The organism is Achromobacter sp. HZ34 (genome assembly GCF_002209485.1).
GTDB lineage: Bacteria > Pseudomonadota > Gammaproteobacteria > Burkholderiales > Burkholderiaceae_B > Bordetella_C.
On record NZ_NJIX01000002.1, the window covers coordinates 300521 to 319681 of the forward strand.

17 protein-coding genes, 1 tRNA gene and 2 pseudogenes are annotated in these 19161 nt (G+C 60.9%); 10 read left to right on the forward strand and 10 right to left on the reverse strand.

Features of this window, described 5'->3' with window-relative positions; translation table 11 throughout:
• Nucleotides 1–7 precede the first annotated feature (7 nt).
• Both CEY05_RS08100 and CEY05_RS08105 read left to right on the forward strand, forming a co-directional pair.
• A complete protein-coding gene (locus CEY05_RS08100; RefSeq protein WP_088597987.1) occupies nucleotides 8–742 on the forward strand; it encodes an SDR family NAD(P)-dependent oxidoreductase in 735 nt (244 codons plus the stop codon).
• A gap of 72 nt (nucleotides 743–814) precedes the next feature.
• Nucleotides 815–1414: an NADPH-dependent F420 reductase gene (locus CEY05_RS08105; RefSeq protein ID WP_088597988.1), complete on the forward strand. Its 600-nt coding sequence runs from the start codon at nucleotides 815–817 to the stop codon at nucleotides 1412–1414.
• A 208-nt stretch (nucleotides 1415–1622) separates the two neighbouring features.
• On the opposite strand, the gene CEY05_RS08110 is transcribed toward CEY05_RS08105, so the two are convergent.
• Complete coding sequence (locus tag CEY05_RS08110) at nucleotides 1623–2429, reverse strand: tellurite resistance TerB family protein (protein ID WP_088597989.1); 807 nt, start codon at nucleotides 2427–2429, stop codon at nucleotides 1623–1625.
• A gap of 485 nt (nucleotides 2430–2914) precedes the next feature.
• Complete coding sequence (locus tag CEY05_RS08115; protein ID WP_088597990.1) at nucleotides 2915–3814, reverse strand: LysR family transcriptional regulator; 900 nt, start codon at nucleotides 3812–3814, stop codon at nucleotides 2915–2917.
• A gap of 126 nt (nucleotides 3815–3940) precedes the next feature.
• Between CEY05_RS08115 and CEY05_RS08120 the strand changes: the two genes are divergently transcribed.
• Together CEY05_RS08120 and CEY05_RS08125 are read left to right on the forward strand one after the other, a co-directional pair.
• Entirely contained in the window at nucleotides 3941–4900 is a 960-nt protein-coding gene (locus CEY05_RS08120) for an ABC transporter substrate-binding protein (RefSeq protein ID WP_088597991.1), read from the forward strand.
• A gap of 154 nt (nucleotides 4901–5054) precedes the next feature.
• A complete protein-coding gene (locus CEY05_RS08125; RefSeq protein ID WP_088597992.1) occupies nucleotides 5055–5645 on the forward strand; it encodes a hypothetical protein in 591 nt (196 codons plus the stop codon).
• A gap of 204 nt (nucleotides 5646–5849) precedes the next feature.
• Here the strand turns inward: CEY05_RS08125 and CEY05_RS08130 are convergent, their stop codons facing one another.
• Nucleotides 5850–6278 carry a hypothetical protein gene (locus tag CEY05_RS08130; RefSeq protein WP_088597993.1) on the reverse strand — a complete coding sequence of 143 codons (429 nt, stop codon included), beginning with the start codon at nucleotides 6276–6278 and terminating at the stop codon, nucleotides 5850–5852.
• 782 nt (nucleotides 6279–7060) lie between these two features.
• On the opposite strand from CEY05_RS08130, the gene CEY05_RS08135 reads away from it, so the two are divergent.
• From CEY05_RS08135 to CEY05_RS08155, 5 genes and pseudogenes are all read left to right on the forward strand, one after another.
• Complete coding sequence (locus tag CEY05_RS08135) at nucleotides 7061–7366, forward strand: 4a-hydroxytetrahydrobiopterin dehydratase (RefSeq protein ID WP_088597994.1); 306 nt, start codon at nucleotides 7061–7063, stop codon at nucleotides 7364–7366.
• A gap of 167 nt (nucleotides 7367–7533) precedes the next feature.
• A pseudogene (locus tag CEY05_RS08140) lies at nucleotides 7534–7692 on the forward strand (ectoine/hydroxyectoine ABC transporter ATP-binding protein EhuA); the annotation flags it as partial.
• 93 nt (nucleotides 7693–7785) lie between these two features.
• A complete protein-coding gene (locus CEY05_RS08145; RefSeq protein ID WP_233161428.1) occupies nucleotides 7786–8712 on the forward strand; it encodes a LysR family transcriptional regulator in 927 nt (308 codons plus the stop codon).
• Nucleotides 8713–8833: 121 nt separating this feature from the next.
• Complete coding sequence (locus tag CEY05_RS08150; protein WP_088597996.1) at nucleotides 8834–9835, forward strand: tripartite tricarboxylate transporter substrate-binding protein; 1002 nt, start codon at nucleotides 8834–8836, stop codon at nucleotides 9833–9835.
• 86 nt (nucleotides 9836–9921) lie between these two features.
• Nucleotides 9922–10734, forward strand: coding sequence for an amidohydrolase (locus CEY05_RS08155; protein WP_088597997.1), 813 nt, complete (start codon nucleotides 9922–9924; stop codon nucleotides 10732–10734).
• 127 nt (nucleotides 10735–10861) lie between these two features.
• Here CEY05_RS08155 and CEY05_RS08160 read toward each other — a convergent pair whose 3' ends face one another.
• Both CEY05_RS08160 and CEY05_RS08165 read right to left on the reverse strand, forming a co-directional pair.
• Complete coding sequence (locus CEY05_RS08160) at nucleotides 10862–11626, reverse strand: SDR family oxidoreductase (RefSeq protein WP_088597998.1); 765 nt, start codon at nucleotides 11624–11626, stop codon at nucleotides 10862–10864.
• Between the two features lie 55 nt (nucleotides 11627–11681).
• Nucleotides 11682–13091: an MFS transporter gene (locus CEY05_RS08165; protein ID WP_088597999.1), complete on the reverse strand. Its 1410-nt coding sequence runs from the start codon at nucleotides 13089–13091 to the stop codon at nucleotides 11682–11684.
• Nucleotides 13092–13206: 115 nt separating this feature from the next.
• Between CEY05_RS08165 and CEY05_RS08170 the strand changes: the two genes are divergently transcribed.
• Entirely contained in the window at nucleotides 13207–14076 is an 870-nt protein-coding gene (locus CEY05_RS08170; RefSeq protein ID WP_088598000.1) for a LysR family transcriptional regulator, read from the forward strand.
• 392 nt (nucleotides 14077–14468) lie between these two features.
• Here the strand turns inward: CEY05_RS08170 and CEY05_RS08175 are convergent.
• The 5 genes and pseudogenes from CEY05_RS08175 to pheS form a co-directional block, all read right to left on the reverse strand.
• Nucleotides 14469–14545, reverse strand: a tRNA-Pro gene (locus CEY05_RS08175).
• A 307-nt stretch (nucleotides 14546–14852) separates the two neighbouring features.
• Nucleotides 14853–15230 (reverse strand): annotated as a pseudogene (locus CEY05_RS08180) (MerR family transcriptional regulator); the annotation flags it as partial.
• Nucleotides 15231–15297: 67 nt separating this feature from the next.
• Nucleotides 15298–15660: an integration host factor subunit alpha gene (locus tag CEY05_RS08185; RefSeq protein WP_198952722.1), complete on the reverse strand. Its 363-nt coding sequence runs from the start codon at nucleotides 15658–15660 to the stop codon at nucleotides 15298–15300.
• A 22-nt stretch (nucleotides 15661–15682) separates the two neighbouring features.
• The gene (pheT, locus tag CEY05_RS08190; protein ID WP_088598002.1) at nucleotides 15683–18124 is read right to left on the reverse strand and encodes a phenylalanine--tRNA ligase subunit beta; all 2442 of its coding nucleotides are present in this window, start codon (nucleotides 18122–18124) and stop codon (nucleotides 15683–15685) included.
• A 13-nt stretch (nucleotides 18125–18137) separates the two neighbouring features.
• Complete coding sequence (pheS, locus tag CEY05_RS08195) at nucleotides 18138–19160, reverse strand: phenylalanine--tRNA ligase subunit alpha (protein WP_088598003.1); 1023 nt, start codon at nucleotides 19158–19160, stop codon at nucleotides 18138–18140.
• Nucleotide 19161 lies beyond the last annotated feature (1 nt).

A 19161-nucleotide genomic window follows, 5' to 3' on the forward strand; every position in this document is an offset into this window, starting at 1 on the left:
GCGTAACATGAACCAACTGAATGGAAAAACTGCTGTCGTCACAGGCGGCGCGACCGGCATTGGCCTCGCGGCGGCAAAGCGCTTCATCAAGGAAGGCGCCTTCGTCTTCATCTACGGCCGTCGGCAGAAAGCGCTCAACGCTGCCATGGCCGAGCTCGGGCCTAATGCCCGCGCGGTAATGGGCTCGGTCTCGGATGAGGCCGACCTTGATCGCCTCTATGCAGCGGTAAAGGTTGAGCGCGGAACCCTCGACATCGTCTTCGCCAATGCCGGCGCGGGCGGCCCGCTCAAGCTTGGCGACATCACTGCTGCGCACATCGACGAAACCTTCGACACCAACGTGAAGGGCACGATCTTCACGGTCCAGAAGGCGCTGCCCCTGATGAGCGAAGGCGGTTCGATCATCCTGACCGGATCGAGCGCCGGCACAACTGGCGCCCCCGGATTCACTGCCTACAGCGCGAGCAAGGCAGCCGTGCGCAACCTCGCACGTACTTGGGCGGAGGACCTGAAGGGCACCGGGATCCGTGTAAACGTGCTGTCGCCCGGTGCGACGGCGACCGACCTCGCGAAGGAGGCGCTGGGCGAAGAGGGCCAGAAGGCCTACGGCGCGATGACTCCGCTTCTGCGCATGGCCGATCCGGCGGAAATCGGGGCCGTGGCTGCATTTCTTGCATCGTCGGACAGCAGCTTCATGACAGCCAGTGAGGTTGCCGTTGACGGCGGCCTGGCGCAACTCTGAAACGCAGCGTCCGGTGAGTCAGTCCATCCAACATCTGGACGTTATCGGGCGCTGCCAACCAAGCGAATACATATGAACTACGCAATTATCGGATTCGGCGAGGTGGGCCGAGCCTTGGCTCACGCGTTTACCCGCAAAGGCATCGAAGTAGCCGTGGCAACCACACGCGAGCCGGAAAACTTTGCTGCCGATGCGGCAGCGATCGGCCCCACGATTATCCCCAAAACACTGGCGGAGGCCGTCAACGCGGACATCATCTTCCTCGCCGTCCGTTTTGAGGCGCATCGAAATGTCGCGAAGGCGCTGCCCAGTTGGGAGGGAAAAACAATCGTCGACGTGACGAATGCCTACGGCGTGCCCACGGAGGAAATGGGAGGACAGCCTTCCGCCAGTTTCGTCGCGCAGGCTTTTTCCGGCGCAAAACTGGTCAAGGGCTTCAACCATCTAGTCGCTCCCCTCCTTGACCAGGATCCGGCTGTGCATGGTGGCAGAAGGGTCGTGTTTCTAGCGAGCGACGACGATGATGCTGCCACGCAGATCGGCACGCTTGCGGAAAATCTCGGCTTCGCACCGATCAAGCTCGGCGCGCTTTCGGAGGGTGGACTGCTTGTGCAGGCGCACGACAAAAGCTGGGGCCAGCTGATTTTCAAGGACTTGGTCAAGTTCGACTGATGATCATCACGACCATCAGAATTGGAGACATCTCCATGAACACTGAGAAGAACGTCCAGACAGTGTGAATCCCCCCGGTTTTGGCGGAGGCTGTTTGGTTAAAGTAAAACAGCCTCTTTAACTTCGATTCCGACAAGGGCTTCGCCGATGGCTCACTTCGGTCTTCTACAGAGCATCAATGGTCTCGGCCATACAGCTAATATCCAACTCAAGCCGCCGAATGTGTCTGGGCAGTATTCTCCAGGTGCTGCTTGAGATCAGGAGGCAGACCGAGCTGGCGGGCCAGTTCATCGAGGTAGGCGCGCTCCATGAAACTGTCGGCATCGGTGATCAGCAAGCTGGCGAGATAGATTTCCGCCCCTTGCTCAGCAGTGGTTGCCAGCTTCGCGATGGCGGCGGGATCTGCCGGGCCGGCCAACTGCCCAGCGATCCATTGATGGTCCTGCTCGGAGCCTTGCAGCTTCTTGAATTCCGTATCAAGCAACTGCTGCTCATGTGGGCCAATGTGCCCATCTGCCTTGGCCGCGGTGATCATGGCGGCCAGTACATTGCGGCTGTCGTTTTCGATTTCGGGGGCGGGCAACTGGGCGTAAGCCTGTGGAGTGACGGGCAGGGATACCGCAGCGGGGCCGATTGAAGCATTGACATGGTTGGCCGCGGCATGGGCCTGCTGCGGCATCCGCGGCGCAGGTTGCTGGGAATGCGTCTGGGAGGATTGATTGCGCGACTGGTTTTGCCAGTCTTGGTAAGCCCGGAACGCCACTGCACCGAGTGCGGCCATGCCGCCATAGGCAGCCACCTTGCCGCCCATCTTGCGGAATTTCTTGTTGCCGAGCAGCAGCCCCAGCGCTCCTCCCGTCAGAGCGCCGCCTGTAAAGCCCCCAAGCTGCGCGGACTTGCCCTGGCCGGCGTTTTGCCGTGGCTGTTGCTGACCCAGTCCAACCGAAGAGGCCACATCGTTGGTCAGGCCTTGGCCCGACTGGAGCAATTGCTGCAGGATGGCTTGAATCGACATATTTTCAGTTCCTTGTCAGATACGTTTCAACGTTCGGACCAGGGACTGGAAAAATAGTTCACTGAAAATATATGAGACTGAGCCTGGTGTCTTACATCACGCCGCTGCTTACGCATCCGAACCACGGTGCCTGGACTTTCTCGCCGAACATTCGCCAACGACGTTGCCATTCGGCTGCAGAAAGCGCTCCAAAAACACTCAAGAGATCACCGCATACCTGATGGAAAATCCGGCCAAGAATATAAGTCATTGATTTCAATCAGGATTTTTATTGTACAAGGAAGTGTGAGGTCGCCAGACGTTGACGCCGTCGTGCCGGACAACACGAGATTGGCCGCCGACTGCAGCGTAATCGTGCCGTTAGAGAATACCTTGCCCGCCGAGGCCAATGGACCCGCGGCCTGCATCGCCAAAGCAATGCGTTACGAACGAAAGGAAGCGCTGGCAATCTATCGCGGCGTCGGGCGCGCGCACGCCTGAGCGCCTCATTCCGTTTGAAATATCCGTCCGAAGTCACATTGTTCTGCGGCCAAGTCGGCGATTGAACGAATGATTGTGCTGCCGAGTTCACCCTTGAACACTGCGGCATAGCTCGCGGGGGGCAACGTTGGAGTAACCGTCAACAGCTGAAGCACGCCTGACTCGAGCATTGGTGTTAGACAATTCTTCGGCAAATAACTGATGCCCAATCCAGAAATGGTCAGGCCGATAATAGCAAGTACGCTATTGCTTACGACGCGGTCGTCAGCGCTATGCCCGAGGGATCGCAGCCAACGGTTGTAAAGAGGCCCCGTTCCAGATCGCTCGTCTTGAATGAGCAAGCGGTGCGATGCCATTTCATGCGCGTGGAATTCCGTTTTGTCTCCGACGAGTCCGGGCTTACACATCCAAGCACTATCCACTTCGCCGAGGGGCACGGATTCGAAGCCGTCGGCTTCGACGGCATCTGGCACGATCATCAGATCCACGTCGTCGTCGACGAGCTTGTCGCGCAGGACCACGCCCGTGTTTACGATCGGCACGATGACAACCCGATTAAATCGCTGCTGGACGGCACTGACGAGTCTGGGCAACCACGTCATCGCAGTGAGTTCCGTGATCCCGATGCGCACGTGGCGGTCGATTAGATGAGGAAGTTGGAAACCCTCAATCGCGGAATCTCGTTGTTCAAGCATACGACGAGCGAGCTCAAACATTTGGTCTCCGCGTTCGGTAAGGCGAGCAGATCGTGCGGATCGGTCGAAAAGGGTGGTGTCGAAGAGCGTCTCCAATTCCTGTATACGCTTCGATATGGCCGACTGTGTCGTGTGAAGCTTGTTGGCGGCCTGCGCGAAGCCGCCGAGCCGGACAACCCAATAAATGGCCTCAAGTTGCTTGAACGTCATCTGGCTGAATTCCCTACCGGCGAATAGATCACTTTTAGGAATGTGATTTTAAGCTAATTAGTCGCTTTTCCTGATACTGGCGTGAATGGAGAATTTGGGTCCGATTGCTTAGTTGATAGACCTTTCATGATTACTCGTCGAAACATGCTCAAACTGTCCACAGCCGCACTCGCGGGAGCTGCGTTCGCTTCGAAGGCCACAGAGACCGTACGAATCGAATTCACGCTGTTTTCCGCCTTTTATTCGCCTTTGGTGTTGACGGTCGCTGGCCGCTATCTGGCCGAAGAAGGACTTAGCCCTGTCATCTCTGTGTCGTCGGCGGGTCGATCCGCGCTGGCCAGTCTCGATAATGGAACTGCGGATGTGGTTCAAACCGCACCCAGTCAAGCCTTCAATGACTTGGAGAAGGGCAACCGTCCCACCAATGTCCACTTCGCTCAAATTAACCAGAAGGATGGGTTCTTTCTGGCCGCTCGTGCGCCGGATCCCTCTTTCACGTGGAAGCGGCTGGAAGGAAAGAAAGTATTGGTCACGCCTGGAGTGCAGCCGACGACGATGTTCAAGTATGCGTGCTTCAAGGCCGGCATTGATATCTCGAAGGTGCAGATGATCGAAGCGGGACCGCCCGAGGCAATGTTGAAGGCCTTCGCCAGTGGCACGGGGGACTATGTCCACTTGCAAGGGCCCATGCCGCAGCAACTTGCTCACGACGGCAAGGCTCACATTGTGACGTCGTTGGGCGATGTGATCGGCCTGTGCGCGTTTTCCAGTTTGGCTGCCAAACGTGAATGGTTGGCGACGCCGAAGGCTGCGGCGTTCGCGAGGGCCTATCGTAAGGCCTGCGGTGACCTGCTCAGCCGCCCGGCTGCGGAGATTGCGCGTATCGAACAGTCTTATTTCGAGGGCGTGCCGCTGGATGTCCTTGAAACAACCATCACCAGCTATCAACAGCTCGGAAACTGGAGTTCGGACATCGCAATTTCACGTCCCTCATTTGAAGCGACGCTGGACATCTTCCAGCATGCCGGTTTGATTCGCCAACGGTATGCGTATGAAGATGTCGTTGCTGCGGTTCCTGGCGCCTAACCCGTCCTAGGCGTCGGGCGGCTACCTTCCTGACCTCTGGCAATTCGCGCGCCATCCGATACTGCCGGCCACCGTTGCGCCCCTCGATCGCGCAGAGATCTGGAGGCGAAGCGATGAAGACTCCCATATACGAGAATCCGTCACGATCCTGGCGTTGGACACCCAGGGTGAGGCGCTCGTCAGGCGTTACAGCGTCGAAGACTATACCGACGCAGAGGACTGGCACTATGAGGTCATGCCGGCCGAACAGGCGTATGCGCTCCGTGAATCGTATCGGCAGGCGCGCCGGCATGCGCCGACCCTCGAAAACCAGACCGAGCCTACCTCAGTGTGGGTCCTCCCCGCGATCATCGCCATCGACGGTCCCGAGACGGGGGAGCGTTATCACGGCCCCCTGAACGGGATTCAAGGCGGCAAGGCATCTCAGGAGGTCAGTGATGGATTTTATGTGGCCCATCCCGCCAACGCGCTCGCAGTTGACGATCCCCAACGCTTTGTGGGTAAAACGATCGATATCCACTATCCATGTGGCATCGTAGGACTGCTTCGAGAGGCGGCGCTAGAAGCGGCCCCCACGCAGCTTGACCATCCTGAGAAGACACACGGCGGTCCCACCTACGAACGGTGCCGCCGGGCCCGTGCACCCCCTGGCATGCCTGGGCCGGACGCTTGCGTGGACAAGGCTGGCATATCCAGACCTATGCGTCGCTCGACTCGGCGATCTCAGCAAGAGACCAGAAAATAATGGCTAAGCAGTCCTCACGAGAAGGGATCCAGCACTCGAACTCCGCAAGGCCGTGCTGGGCAATGTACTGTTCGTATTCAATTGGGATAGGCGGACGCATAGCGTCTCCACGGGATGACGGGATGGCCTTCGGGCTACGCGATAAGTAAGCTAACGCCCAAGAGGGATGGATAACGATGCACGACGCGTCGTCACGCTCCGCCGCTATGGATTCGGCCGAGACAGGGTGACGCGCGTCAATCGTCCCTCGGTAAATTCGTAGTGAACCCAGGCAGTGTCGTATTCAAACCGAATCCAGCCGTCACCAGACTGAGATTGGGTGGTTCGAATCCCCTTGTGCTGGGCGTAGTCACGCGCGAGCGCAAAGCGATCGAAGGCCGGCGTACCCAACGTGGCGAGATCTACTGCCGCATGACCTTCGGCCGGACTCACATAGGTCCAGATCACGTTGAGCACTTGGTGCTCGTTAAAGCCGCACTGAAAACCACCGTCATACGCCGAGGCGTAATAGGCGTCGGGCGAATCTTCATGGAGCCGGTCGAATTCGTAGACCACCTGCATATCGAAACGCTCAAGTAGCTCGATGACCTCATCGCTCTTCAACGGCTTACCGAGATAGCTTAGGAGTTGCATGGCTAACGTTCCACATGAGATCGCCGGGGTGCTCACTATACCGTCTCGCATCACCCCGCGCCGGTACGAGGACCTTTCATGGGGGTCCCATCCTGAGCGCCCCTTGAGAGATTCGCGCGACAGCCCGGCCCGAAGCACCCGCGGAGGGACTCGCTCAAACCGGCACCACCACCACGCCCCTGTGCTCCCCTTCTTCGCCCTTGCCCCCTTCCAAGGTCCAGGCGATCTTTCGGCCGACACCTCTTGAGGCGGGCCGAGCCCTGACGAGGCAGCCCCCCGGCATGGTGGGCATGCCGCTGCCGCCCCAGCCTTTCGCATCACCTGTACAACGCCGCATAGGCCGCGGTGTTCAGGCATTCTTGGGGCTGACAAATGGTCGCGTTCGAGAAGGTCAAATGTCTGGAGTGAGTCGAGAGCGGGCTTGACCGTGATGATCAAGTTCGACGCGCAAGCCTCGGAGTTTGGCAAACGCGCCGTCAGCAATCGGCGCGGCGACCGTGCAGGCCTCTGTCGAGGCAATTAGAGAAATTCTCCGCTCTCCGAAGATTACCGGCACAAAGCTCATGGTCGGTAGAGCACGCTGGGGGCGCTGGCGAACCGTTTTCCCTCAGAACCAGCTCCGATCAGTGCCATGGCTTTGGTAGCGATGGCTCTTGCTGCACGCGACTGCCCTGCGTGTGCGGTCAGCACAGAAGCCTTTGTGGCGTTCGTGGCACTTGCCTGTGCGCGGGAATGCGTACAGTATGGCTGAACGCCTTAAACCCGCCCTGTGAGCGTTCCCTATGCGACCTTTGCTTGATGCAGAAAGTGTTCAGGCCTTCATCCAACAATCTCCTGCATGGAATTTCGATAAGGCCCCAGCAGGGGCAATCCATCGCGATTACGTATTCAAGGACTTCAGAACCGCTTTCGGGTTCATGACCCAGTGTGCCCTGATGGCAGAGAAAATGGACCACCACCCGGACTGGTCGAATTCCTACAACAAGGTCCACGTTTCGTTGACGACCCACGACGCCGGCGGCGTCTCTCAACTTGACGTTGATTTCGCGAGATTCGCTGACCAGGTGTACGACACCCTCAAGCGATGAGCCTCCGCGGCCCCCCTCCGGCGATCGGCAAAGCGCGACCTCCTTGCTTCTGATCAATTAGCCAGGCTGATGCGCGCATAAACGCAGGCCTATGCAAGCCCAAGCATGAGATCCTGCAGAATACTTCGCGCTGCTTCCGTGGCACCAGCGCAGGCGCAGCCGAGGACGCGGCCCCGCACGCCTTGGCGATGCGACCGGAGTTGATACTTTTCGACGAGCCAACTTCGGCGCTCGACCCCGAGCGGCTAGGCGAGGTCCTCGACGTGATCGAGAATCTCGCCAATTCCGGCATCACGATGATCGTCGTGCCTCACGAAATCGGCTTTGTTGGTATGGTCAAGCCCGCTCGGATCCCGGACTGTGCATGGGCGCAGCGCCACACGCTTGGGAGGCTGATCCGAGGCTGAATCTTTGCTTTAATGGCATGCATGCAAATCGACTTCCTGGGCATGCAGGCCTTTCTGGCCATTATTGAGCAAGGCGGCTTCCAACAAGCGGCAGCACATCTGTGCTTGTCGCAAACCGCCATCAGCCACCGCATCCGCAAGCTGGAGGCCAGCCTGGGCGTGGCCTTGCTGGCCCGGACCACGCGCGAAGTGACGCTCACCGATGCCGGCCGCGCGTTGCTGCCGAGAGTGCGCGGCGCGATACGGGAATTCGAGCTTTCCTACGACACCTTGCGGCAACACAGCCGGACCGCCCCGCAATGGCTCGCTTTCGGCTGTCTGCCCACGTTAGCCGCGCATCGCATTGCCCCTGCCCTGCTGCGCTTCCGTGAGGCGCATCCGCGGATCGCGGTTCGGGTCTTCGACAACTCGATTCAGGAGATCGCAGAGCTGACCCACGCGCAAACGACGGCATTCGGCATTTCCGTCGCGACATCGAATCCACTTCACCTGGCGGTCGAGCCGTTCGCCGAGGAACCCTTCGTGCTGGTCTGCCGGGAGGATCATCCTTTGGCACATGAGCGCGTCGCGCGCTGGGCCCAGCTACAGAGCGAAACGTTGATCCGCATCAGCCTGCCCGCGGGCAATGCCACCACCATCGATGACGCGCTGGGAGACCAACGGCTGACTTTACGCTGGGCCTATGAGACGCAACACACGGCAATCGCACTGGATCTGGTACGTGCCGGGCTTGGCTTGACCATCGTACCGGCACTGGCCGTGGCCGCTAGTGAAGGCCTGGTGACACGGCCATTGCTGCAGCCCAGCATTTCGCGCCGCCTGGCGGTGTTGACACGCCGTGGGGTGACGCTGCCGGAAATCGCGCAGACCCTGCGCGGTTTTCTCATCGATGCATTGCGTGCAGGGCTGCCTGCCGCGTCCGATGAAAGCAGCGAATAAATCGGTCCAAAGAATTCATTTGTAGCGCACGGCCGGCCTGCCTAGACTCCTTGTAATACAGCCCTTGACGCCCTTCCCCGGGCGCCATCGGACTGTAAATGAATAAAACCAGGAGACAGGCATGGCCCACGCTACCGTCCGGCTTACCGCCGGGCCCGCCGCGCACAGACGATGGCACGCCGCGATAAGCGGCGCGCTGCTGGCAGTGTTGCTGGCCACAGCGCCGGCAGCTCAGGCACGCTATCCGGACAAACCCGTCAGAATCATCGTGCCGTTCGGCCCCGGCGCCCTGGCTGACATTTCTATGCGCCTCGTCGCGCAAAAGCTCGGCGAGCGCTTCAACGAGAAGGTCATCGTCGAGAACCGGCCCGGTGCCGGCGGCATAGTGGCCGCGACAGCAACATTGAATGCCGAACGCGACGGCTACACCTTCATCGCTTTCTCAAGTGGCACCGCGATCAGCAAGTCCTTGTTCAAGCTGCCCTATGACCCGGTGAAAGATTTCGTGCCGGTATCGACGGTCGCTTATTTCGACCTGATCCTGTTGGCCAAGGCGGGGGGATCGCTGCGCTCGGCCGCCGATGTCCTCGCGCGAGCGAAGCAACGCCCTGTCGTCCTGGGCACCATCAATCCCGGCAGCACCCAGAACCTCTCTGCCGAGCTGTTCAAAACGTCGTCGCATCTGAATGCTTCCATCATCCCCTTCAAGACCACGTCAGACGTCATCTCGGCCGTGGTTCGGGGTGACGTGGACATCGCCTTCGACTCCTACGCCGCGGTCAAGGGGATCGTCGACGCGGGCAAACTCATTCCAATAGCGGCGACAGGCTCGCGGCGTTCGGCCTGGCTGCCCGATGTCCCGACGGTCCGCGAGGGCGGGTTGAATTACGAAGTCACCGGCTGGAATGCCATCTTCGCGGCCAAGGGTGTGCCGGACGAAGCCGTCACGCTGCTGAACTCCCAGCTCAACGACGTTCTCAAGATGCCGGACGTACAACAACGGCTGCGGGACCTGGGCACGGAAGCCAAGGGAAGCAGCCCTGCGGAGATCGGCGCCATCTTGAGCGACGATGTCGACAAGTGGGCTGCCGTCATCAAGCAGGCGGGCATCCAGGCGCAATAAGCGGCATCGGAACGATCCCGCCCCGCATGGGGCGATCCAGGAGCGGTTCATCGAATCTTTACTGTTACATCATGAAGGAGCCATGCATGAGCATCCCGCCCTATCCCCCGGAAGGTTTGCTGGTCGACGGTCATGTCCACGTTTTCAAACAGGACATGCCGCTGATTCCCAACCCACGCCACAATCCTGACTACAGCTTCACGGTGGAGGACCTCATCGCCGCGATGGACAAGCACGGCGTCCGTTATGCCGCCATCGCCGCAGCAAGCCCGTGGGGCGACTACAACGACTACGTCATCGAATCCATACGCGGCAATCCCCGGCTACGCGGGACGATCATCACGCAGCCGTCCATTGAGCGGGTGGTGCTGGATCAGATGGATCGCGACGGCATCGTCGGCGTGCGGTTGCCCTTCATCAGCATGAAGGAATTGCCCGACCTGGACAGCTGGGATTACCGGAAATTCCTGCGCCGGCTGGTCGACCTGGACTGGCACGTCCACCTGCATATCGACGGCCCGCGCCTGCCGCAAGTCCTGCCGTACCTGGAAAAGTCGGGCGTGAAGATCGTCATCGATCACATCGGCCGCCCAGATCCCGTCAAGGGCACGGCCAGCGAGGGCTTCCGTGCCATGGTCGAATCCGTCGAAAAAGGCCGTACCTGGGTGAAGCTGTCTGGCGCGTACCGGCTGGGCGACTATGCCCTGGGATGTGCGCAGGAGCTGTGCCGACGTGTCGGCTACGACAAGATGCTGTGGGCCAGCGACTGCCCTTTCGTGGGCGGGGAGAAGGACACAGATTATCGCCGCGCCATCGACTGGCTCAAGCTGGCCATTCCAGACGAGCATGCGCGCAGGCAGGTCTACGGCGCGAACGGCCTGGCGTTCTATTTCACCTGAGCCGAACCACGGATAGCGACGACCCATCAGGAGCAACGACATGCCCTAGTTGACGCCCCCTCCGGCCAAAGTGGACCAGACGACAATCATCTTGGTCATGCTCTTTCTCCATACATGCGCCGCAGAATCAGGCGCTTATGCCGCCATCGACAAGGATGCCCGAACCGGTGATATAAGCGGCGCCAGGTCCGGCCAGGAAGGCGACCGCTTCGGCGACCTCCCTGGTCTTGCCGTAGCGGGCAATGGACAGGCTAGGCAGAATAGAGGACGCCAACGGACCGTCGGCGGGATTCATGTCCGTGTCGATAGGTCCAGGGCGGACTAGATTGACCGTGATGTCACGAGGACCCAGTTCACGGGCAAGCCCGCGGGTAAAGCTCTCCATCGCGGACTTGGTCGCCGCGTAGACCGCAATGCCAGCGAACGGCACCGACAGGCCGGCGTTGCTGCCAATGATGATGATACGACCGCCATCGGGAAGGTATTTCAGCGCGGCCTGGGTAGTCATGAAAACGCCGCGCACATTGACGTCGAGCTGCAGGGTTATATCCTCAAGCGACTGTTCGGAAAACGGACCTGGGATCAGGACGCCTGCGTTGTTGACAAGGATGTCCAGCCCCCCTAGGTCCCGCACAGTCTGTTCAACCGCGGCCTTCGCAGCATCAGGGCTGGCCGCATCGGCTTGGATGGCGACGGCATTTCGGCCCAGGGCGCGGATCTCGGCAGCCAGCGCCGCGGCCTTGTCGGCCGATTTCTCGTAGGTGATGGCAACGTCTGCGCCGTCTTCGGCCAGCTTTAGCGCAATTGCTGCGCCAATGCCACGCGCGGCACCGGTAACAAGCGCCCGCTTATAGGCGAGACCAGATAAGGGCGTCTTCAAGGCAGTATTCATGACAGCGCGTTCTCTCGGAAGCATTCATCCACGATGCAAAGGGATTTTTGATTATTCATGTTGCTTGGCGTTTCCAACTCAGCACTGCGGCCAGTGCCAGTGACGCGGCGATGGCCAATGAAGCCACCGTGAAGCCGAGCCGCACTTCCTGAACACTCGCACCATCAGGCGCGATCGCGACGAATAGACCGCCGAACAGGGCGACGCTTACCGCCGCGCTGATCTGCAAGGTGGCGGTGACCAAGCCCGAGGCCAGCCCCGCCCACCGTGTTTCCACGTGATCCACGTTCAAGCGCACCAGCGCGGGAAGGGCTATCCCCTGCCCGGCGCCGATCAGAAACAAGGGCAACGCAAGCCACGGCGAGGCACCGGCGAAAGCCAGGGCTGCGACCGTGACCAGACCGGCCACCTCCAGAACCATGCCAAACCCGGCGGTGCGTGAGCCCATTCGCCGTGAGATGTGCGGGCTGATCAATGGGCCGAGGAAGAAGCCGACGCCTAGCGGCAAGATGGCCAGGCCGGCAGTCAACGCATCATGGTTCAGGCCAACCTGTTCGTACACAGCAAACACCAGGAAGAACGCGGCCAGCGCATAGAAGAGGAACGTCGATGCCAAACTGCGTCGCAATCCACGCACGGCCAGGAGCGAGGGCAGGACCAGAGGCGTCCTACCGGCGCCCTCCTGGGCTTTTTCATACCGCCAGAAGAGCCATAGCAGCGGCATGCTTAAAACCAACGGCGCGATGCACCACCACGGCCAGTGATGTGCCTGCCCTTCGATAAGCGGAACCACGAGCGCCAGCAAGCCCACCGCCAGCAGCAGAGCGCCAGGCACGTCCAAGCGAGGCGAACGCTCTGCTCGACTTTCACGCAGCAGCATGATTGCAGCGGGAACGGCGATGATGATGATGGGAAGGTTGATCAAAAAGACGCTGCGCCACCCCAGCCCCCACGGACTGGTCGAAACCAGCACGCCTCCGAGCAGTTGACCGCCCACGGAGGCCAAGCCGAATGTCGCGCCGTATAAGCTCAGCGCGCGATTCTTCTCGCTTGCCGGAAAGATGGCGTGGATCGAGGCCAATGATTGCGGCGCCATGATCGCTGCCGATATCCCTTGCAGCAGTCGACCGGCGACCAGCATGCCCGGCGACTGCGCCCCGCCACACAACGCCGAAGCGGCGCCAAAGCCAAGCATGCCGGCGATGAATACGCGCTTGCGGCCATAGAGGTCCCCCAGACGACCGCCCAGGATCAAGGTGACGGCATAGGCTGCGGCGTACACCGAGATCACCAGTTGCGAGACGTCGGAAGAAGCTTGCAGGTCCGTCCGTATGGCAGGAAGTGCCACATTGACGATAAAGAAATCCAAGGGTGGCAGCAGGGTGCCTGTCAGCAGAACGGCCAAAGCGAGCCAGCGGCGCGAGTCAGGGGCCGCCGTCCGCGTAGTTTGGGTGAATGTGGTCATAGCGCGTGCGAGTCATGGACAGTCGTCCTGGAGTCGCATGATGATCCAAACAATATTGTTCTAACACTGCCATTCATGTACATTTCTCGTACATTTTTGTACGGACACGCTTGGCATGGAATGGAATGACGTTCGCATCTTCCTGGCAGTCGCTCGCAGCGGGTCCTACGGCGAGGCCGCCCGCGTGCTAAGCGTGAGCCATCCGACAGTGGGTCGCCGAATAAAGGCGCTTGAAGACGAAGCCAGGCAACCGCTTTTTCGTAGAACAAAGGACGGGCTGGTGCTCACGGATGCCGGTGACAACGTGCGGGCACTGGCCGAGTCCATGGAGGATTCCGCGCTGTCCATGGAAAGACGTCTGACCGGCAACGACCAACGCCTCGAAGGCATTCTGAGGATCTCGTCAGCGGACTGGTTCGCCGGCTATGTCCTGGCGCCCGTCTTGGTCGAGTTGAAACATCGTCATCCCGCTGTCGTGCCGGAAGTGATTGCAAGCCATCGATTACTCGATCTCTCACGTCGGGAGGCCGACGTGGCCTTTCGCATCGTACGTTTCAGCGAACCGGAAATTGTTCAGCGCCGCCTGATGCGAATTTCATATGGGGTGTATGCCTCGGCTTTGACCGCCCAGGCATTGCAGGACGATCCCGCATCCGTGGGGGTCATTCTCATGAATACCGCCCAAGCGCACTTTCCCGATGTCGCTTGGGTACTGGAAAGGTTCCCGCTTTGCCGACGTGCTTTTACAAGCACGAATCGGTCGGTCCAGGCTCAGATGTGCCTGAGCGGGATGGGCATCGCGGTGCTGCCAAGGCCACTCGGCGATGCAGTCCTCGGATTGCAGCGGATCGACACGCCGGACCAGCCTCCGACCCGGGATATATGGGTTGGCTACCACCACGACCTGCGGCACATGGATAGGTTGCGGGCAATGCTGGATATCGCCGAAACCATGCTGTCGGACTCCGCGACCGCATCGCAATGATTTGCCTGCCGCCAAGACCGTGCATGCGCCATGCGCCTTCGGTCCATGTCAGCATCGCTGAAAATGTCTCTACTGCATCCGTGTGCTCGACGTAAAAGCCAAATGGGCGGCTTCGATGATGCGGAATATCGCCAACCGCGCGCCGCGCCTGGAGTCCGATGCAATCGTCGGCGACCTGATCACGCGCGTCACTCGGCACCGGCCCCGCGTGGATTGCCCCCTTGATTGCAAGGCAACGAAAAGAGTTCACGCGGCCGATCACATGCCCAAGGGTGCTGTGTGCGGCTGATGCGAAACACGGCGCTGGATGAGGCCATGCGTGCGGCACTGGGCTAACGCTCGCCAAAATGAAGAAGGCCGTCTGTGTTGCCACAGACGGCCTTCAGTACTACTGGTCGGGACGGCGGGATTCGAACTCGCGACCCCTTGCACCCCATGCAAGTGCGCTACCAGGCTGCGCTACGCCCCGAAGAAGAACGAAAGTATATCAGAGTTAAAACAGGAATGTTGGGGACCGGTGAAGAAAACCTGAATTATTTTGATGATGCCCGCCTGTCGTCATCAAGATCGATGTCGTCGTCATCATCTCCATCCTCGTCGACATCGAAACCATCGTCGTCTTGCGCATCATCGTCGCGGCCATCGACACCCTCGTCCGCATCGCGCACATCACGAACATCGAGGCTATCCGCGACGTCGCCACCTTGCACGACACCCGCCCCCGTGGCACCGGCAGCAGCACCCGCAACCGCCCCACCCGCCTCGGGCAAATTCCGCAACGCCTCCGCCAGCACCGCCGACACGCCATGCAACTCCGCACGCAAGGACTGCATCTCGGTACCGCTCAAACGCACCGCGGCGTCCTGGTCCAAAGGCGGCACGTCGCGCGTATCGCCCAGACGATTGCGCGCACCGCTGATCGTGAAGCCCTGCTCATACAGCAAGGAACGGATGCGACGGATCAACAGCACTTCATGATGCTGGTAATAGCGGCGATTGCCACGCCGCTTGACGGGCTTGAGTTGCGTGAATTCCTGCTCCCAATAACGCAGCACATGCGGCTTGACCCCGCACAAGTCGCTCACCTCACCAATGGTGAAGTAGCGCTTGGCGGGAATGGGAGGCAAAGCGACAGCGGGTTCGGGTCGAGTCATGGTTGGAACGTGATTCAGCATGGCCTCGCGGCCGTGGACACATCAACCCCGGGCAGGCCCGGGACGATTACTCAACGGAATCGCTGGCCGTCGACGACGGCGGCGCGTTTTCAACGACGCTCTTCAATTTCTGGCTGGCGTGAAACGTCACGACCCGGCGTGCCGCAATGGGTATGGTCTCGCCTGTCTTGGGATTGCGGCCAGGACGCGGCGGCTTGTCGCGTACCTGGAAATTCCCAAAACCCGACAGCTTGACTGAAGGCGGCTCCTCATCCGGCTCGCCAGGTCCTGGACGAACCGCCAAGGCATCGCGGATCTCTTCAAAGAAGGTATCAACGAAGTCCTTGGCCTCACGCTTGTTCAGACCCACCCGTTCGAAGAGCAGCTCGGCCAACTCGGCCTTGGTCAACGTTCGAGGTTCGGTAAGCATGGTCATTTCCCCTGTTGTTTTCTTACGCGCGCTGCCGGGCCTCGTGCGCCTTGATCAGCGCATCACGGATGGTACCCAGGCATTCCGCAACGCGGGCTTCGTCCAGCGTGGCGTCAGTGTCCTGTAGCCAGAACCGGAAAGCAAGGCTTTTTTCCTTAACAGAATCAGCCACTTGGGCACCGCTCTGGGCTTTTTCGCGCCACACGTCGAACAGCCTGTAATGCTGAACAATGGCCAGGCGCGGATCGCCAGCGACCGTGCTGGCAATGGTGTCCTGCAGCGACTGGGCAGTAACGCCCTCATCCACCCACAAGGCCAGATCGCGTACCACCACCGGCTGGCGCGACAGCTCACGCACCTGCGGCAAGGCACCTTGCTCCAACACATCGACGTCCACTTCGAACAGCACCGGCGCATGCACCAGTTCGGCCTTCTGCGCCCAACGCGGATGCAATTCACCGATCCAGCCCACAACCTTGCCGTCCAGCTCGATGCGAGCGCTGCGGCCCGGATGCAAGGCCGGGTGTGCTTCCGGTGCATGCACCGCGACGAATCGCAGGTCAGCACCCCGCTTGCCGAACAGCACCGTGACGTCCATCTTGACGTCGTAGAAGTCCACCGGACGCACAGGCGCGCCCCATTGTTCTTCCACGCTGGGGCCCCAGGCCGCCGCCGCCAGCTTCAACGGCTGCTCGACCGCGGCAACCGCCAGCGGACCATCGGCCACTGCCTTGTCGCGGCGGAACACACGGCCCAGCTCGAAAACACGCACGCGCGACTGCTTGCGATTGGCGTTGTGCACGATGTTGGCGACCAGGCCGCCCAACAGGCTGGAACGCATCACCGCCAGTTGGCTGGCGATGGGATTCAGCAGGCGGATGGGATCCGCGTTGCCGGCATAGTCGCGTTCCCAGTCTTCTTCGACGAAGCTGAAGTTCACCACTTCCTGATAATCCTGCCCTGCCAGCAGATGGCGCAGCGCGTGCGGACCGCGCAGGGTCTCGGGATCCATGCGCATCTTCGCGCGCGCCACCGGCGGCACATCGGGAATACGCTCGAAGCCATAGACCCGCGCCACTTCCTCGATCAGGTCTTCTTCGATGCTCAGGTCGAAGCGATAGGACGGCGGCTGCACCACGAAGGTGTCGCCATCCATTTCGAAGGGCAAGCCCAGGCGCGTGAAGATCTGCTCGACCTCGGCACGCTCGACCGGTACGCCCAGCACACGATGGCAACGCGCCAGGCGCATGCGCACGGGCGGACGTTGCGGCAGATTGATGACCTGGTCATCCACGGGACCGCACTGGCCGCCGCAGATCGCCACGATCAGGCTGGTGATGAATTCCAGATGCTCGGGAATGTTGGCGTAGTCGACGCCGCGCTCGAAGCGATGGCTGGCTTCGGTGCTGAACTTGTAGCGGCGCGCACGGCCGGCGATGGCGTCAGGCGCCCAGAAGGCGGCCTCGACGTAGATGTTCTGCGTGTCCAGCGTCACCGCGGTGGCGTCGCCACCCATGATGCCGGCCATGCTCTCCACCGTATCGCCAGCGACGATCACGCCGACGTCCGGCGCCAGCTTGATGGTCTGGCCATTGAGCAGGGTCACCGGCTCTTCGGCGCGGGCCCAACGCACCACCAGATTGCCCTTGATCTTGTCCAGGTCGAAGACGTGGGTGGGACGGCCCAGTTCCAGCAGCACATAGTTGGAGATGTCCACCAGCGCCGACACGGAACGCTGGCCAGCGCGCTCCAGGCGCGTCTTCATCCAGTCCGGCGTGGCCGCGCGCGCATTCACGCCACGGATCACACGGCCAGCGAAACGGCCGCACAGATCCGGCGCTTCGACGCGCACGGGCAAGCGGTCCTGCAGCGTCACCGCCACGGGTTCAGCCGTCGGCGCCTGCAGCGGCGCGCCGGTCAGGGCAGCGACTTCACGCGCCACGCCCAGGATCGACAGGCAGTCGGCGCGATTGGGCGTCAACTTCAGGGTGAACACGGTGTCGTCCAGGTCCAGCGCCTCGCGCAGCGAGGTGCCTGCGACCATGTCGGCGGGCAGCTCAAGCAGACCGCCGTGATCCTGCGACAGGCCCAGTTCACGCGCGGAACACAACATGCCCGACGACTGCACGCCGCGCATCTTGGCCACGCCTATCTTCATGCCGCCGGGCAGTTCGGCGCCCACGCGCGCCAGCGGCACCCGCAGGCCAGCGGCCGCATTGGGCGCGCCGCAGACGATCTGCAGCAACTGGCCGGTGCCATCGTCAACCTGGCAGACGCGCAGCTTGTCGGCATCGGGATGAGGCGCGATCTCGACGATATGCGCCACCACCACGCCGCTGAACGGCGGCGCGGCGGTTTGGGTTTCTTCGACTTCCAGACCGGCCATCGTCAACCGATGCGCCAGCGTCTCGGTATCGATGGGCGGATTCACCAGGGCACGCAGCCAGGATTCGGGGAATAGCATGATGGGCCCTGTGTTATTCGTTGAACTGGCGCAGGAAGCGCAGGTCGCCTTCGTAGAACTGGCGCAAATCGTTGACGCCGTAACGCAGCATCGTCAGGCGCTCAAGGCCGGAACCGAACGCGAAGCCGACGTAACGCTCGGGATCCAGCCCGAAATTGCGCACCACTTCCGGATGCACCTGCCCCGAACCGGAGATCTCCAGCCAACGGCCGCGATTCGGCCCGCTGGTGAACATCATGTCGATTTCGGCGGAAGGCTCGGTGAAGGGGAAGAACGAGGGACGGAAACGCACCACCAGGTCGTCGCTTTCAAAGAAGCAACGGAGAAAATCGGTATAGACGCCCTTCAGGTCGGCAAAGGAAATATCCTCGGCGATCCACAGCCCTTCGACCTGATGGAACATCGGCGAATGGGTGGCATCGCTGTCCACACGATACGTGCGGCCGGGCGCGATGACCTTGATGGGCGGCTTGTTCATGCGCGCATAACGCACCTGCATCGGGCTGGTGTGCGTGCGCAGCAGCAAAGGCAGGCCCTTGTCGTCGTTCATGTCGACGTAGAAGGTGTCCTGCATGGAACGCGCCGGATGGTTTTCCGGATTGTTCAGCGCGGTGAAGTTGGTCCAGTCGTTTTCGATTTCCGGGCCGTCGGCGACATCGAAGCCGATGGAACGGAAGATGGCCTCGACACGCTGCCAGGTGCGGATCACCGGATGTATGCCACCCACGCCGCGGCCACGGCCGGGCAAGGTGACGTCGATGGTTTCAGAAGCCAGGCGCGCGTCCAGCTCGGCCTGCGCCAGGTCGGCGCGGCGCTGGTTCAGCAGTGCTTCGATCTGCTGCTTGGCCTGATTGATGCGGGCACCCGCCTCGCGCTTCTGCTCGGGGCTGAGCGTCGCCATGCCCTTGAGCAATACCGTAAGGGCGCCTTCCTTGCCAAGAAAACGCGCCTTGGCGTTTTCCAGCGCGGCGGCGTCGGGGGCCGCGGCGAATCGTTCTTGCGCCTGAGCGATCAGGTCATCGACCAAAAGAGTCATG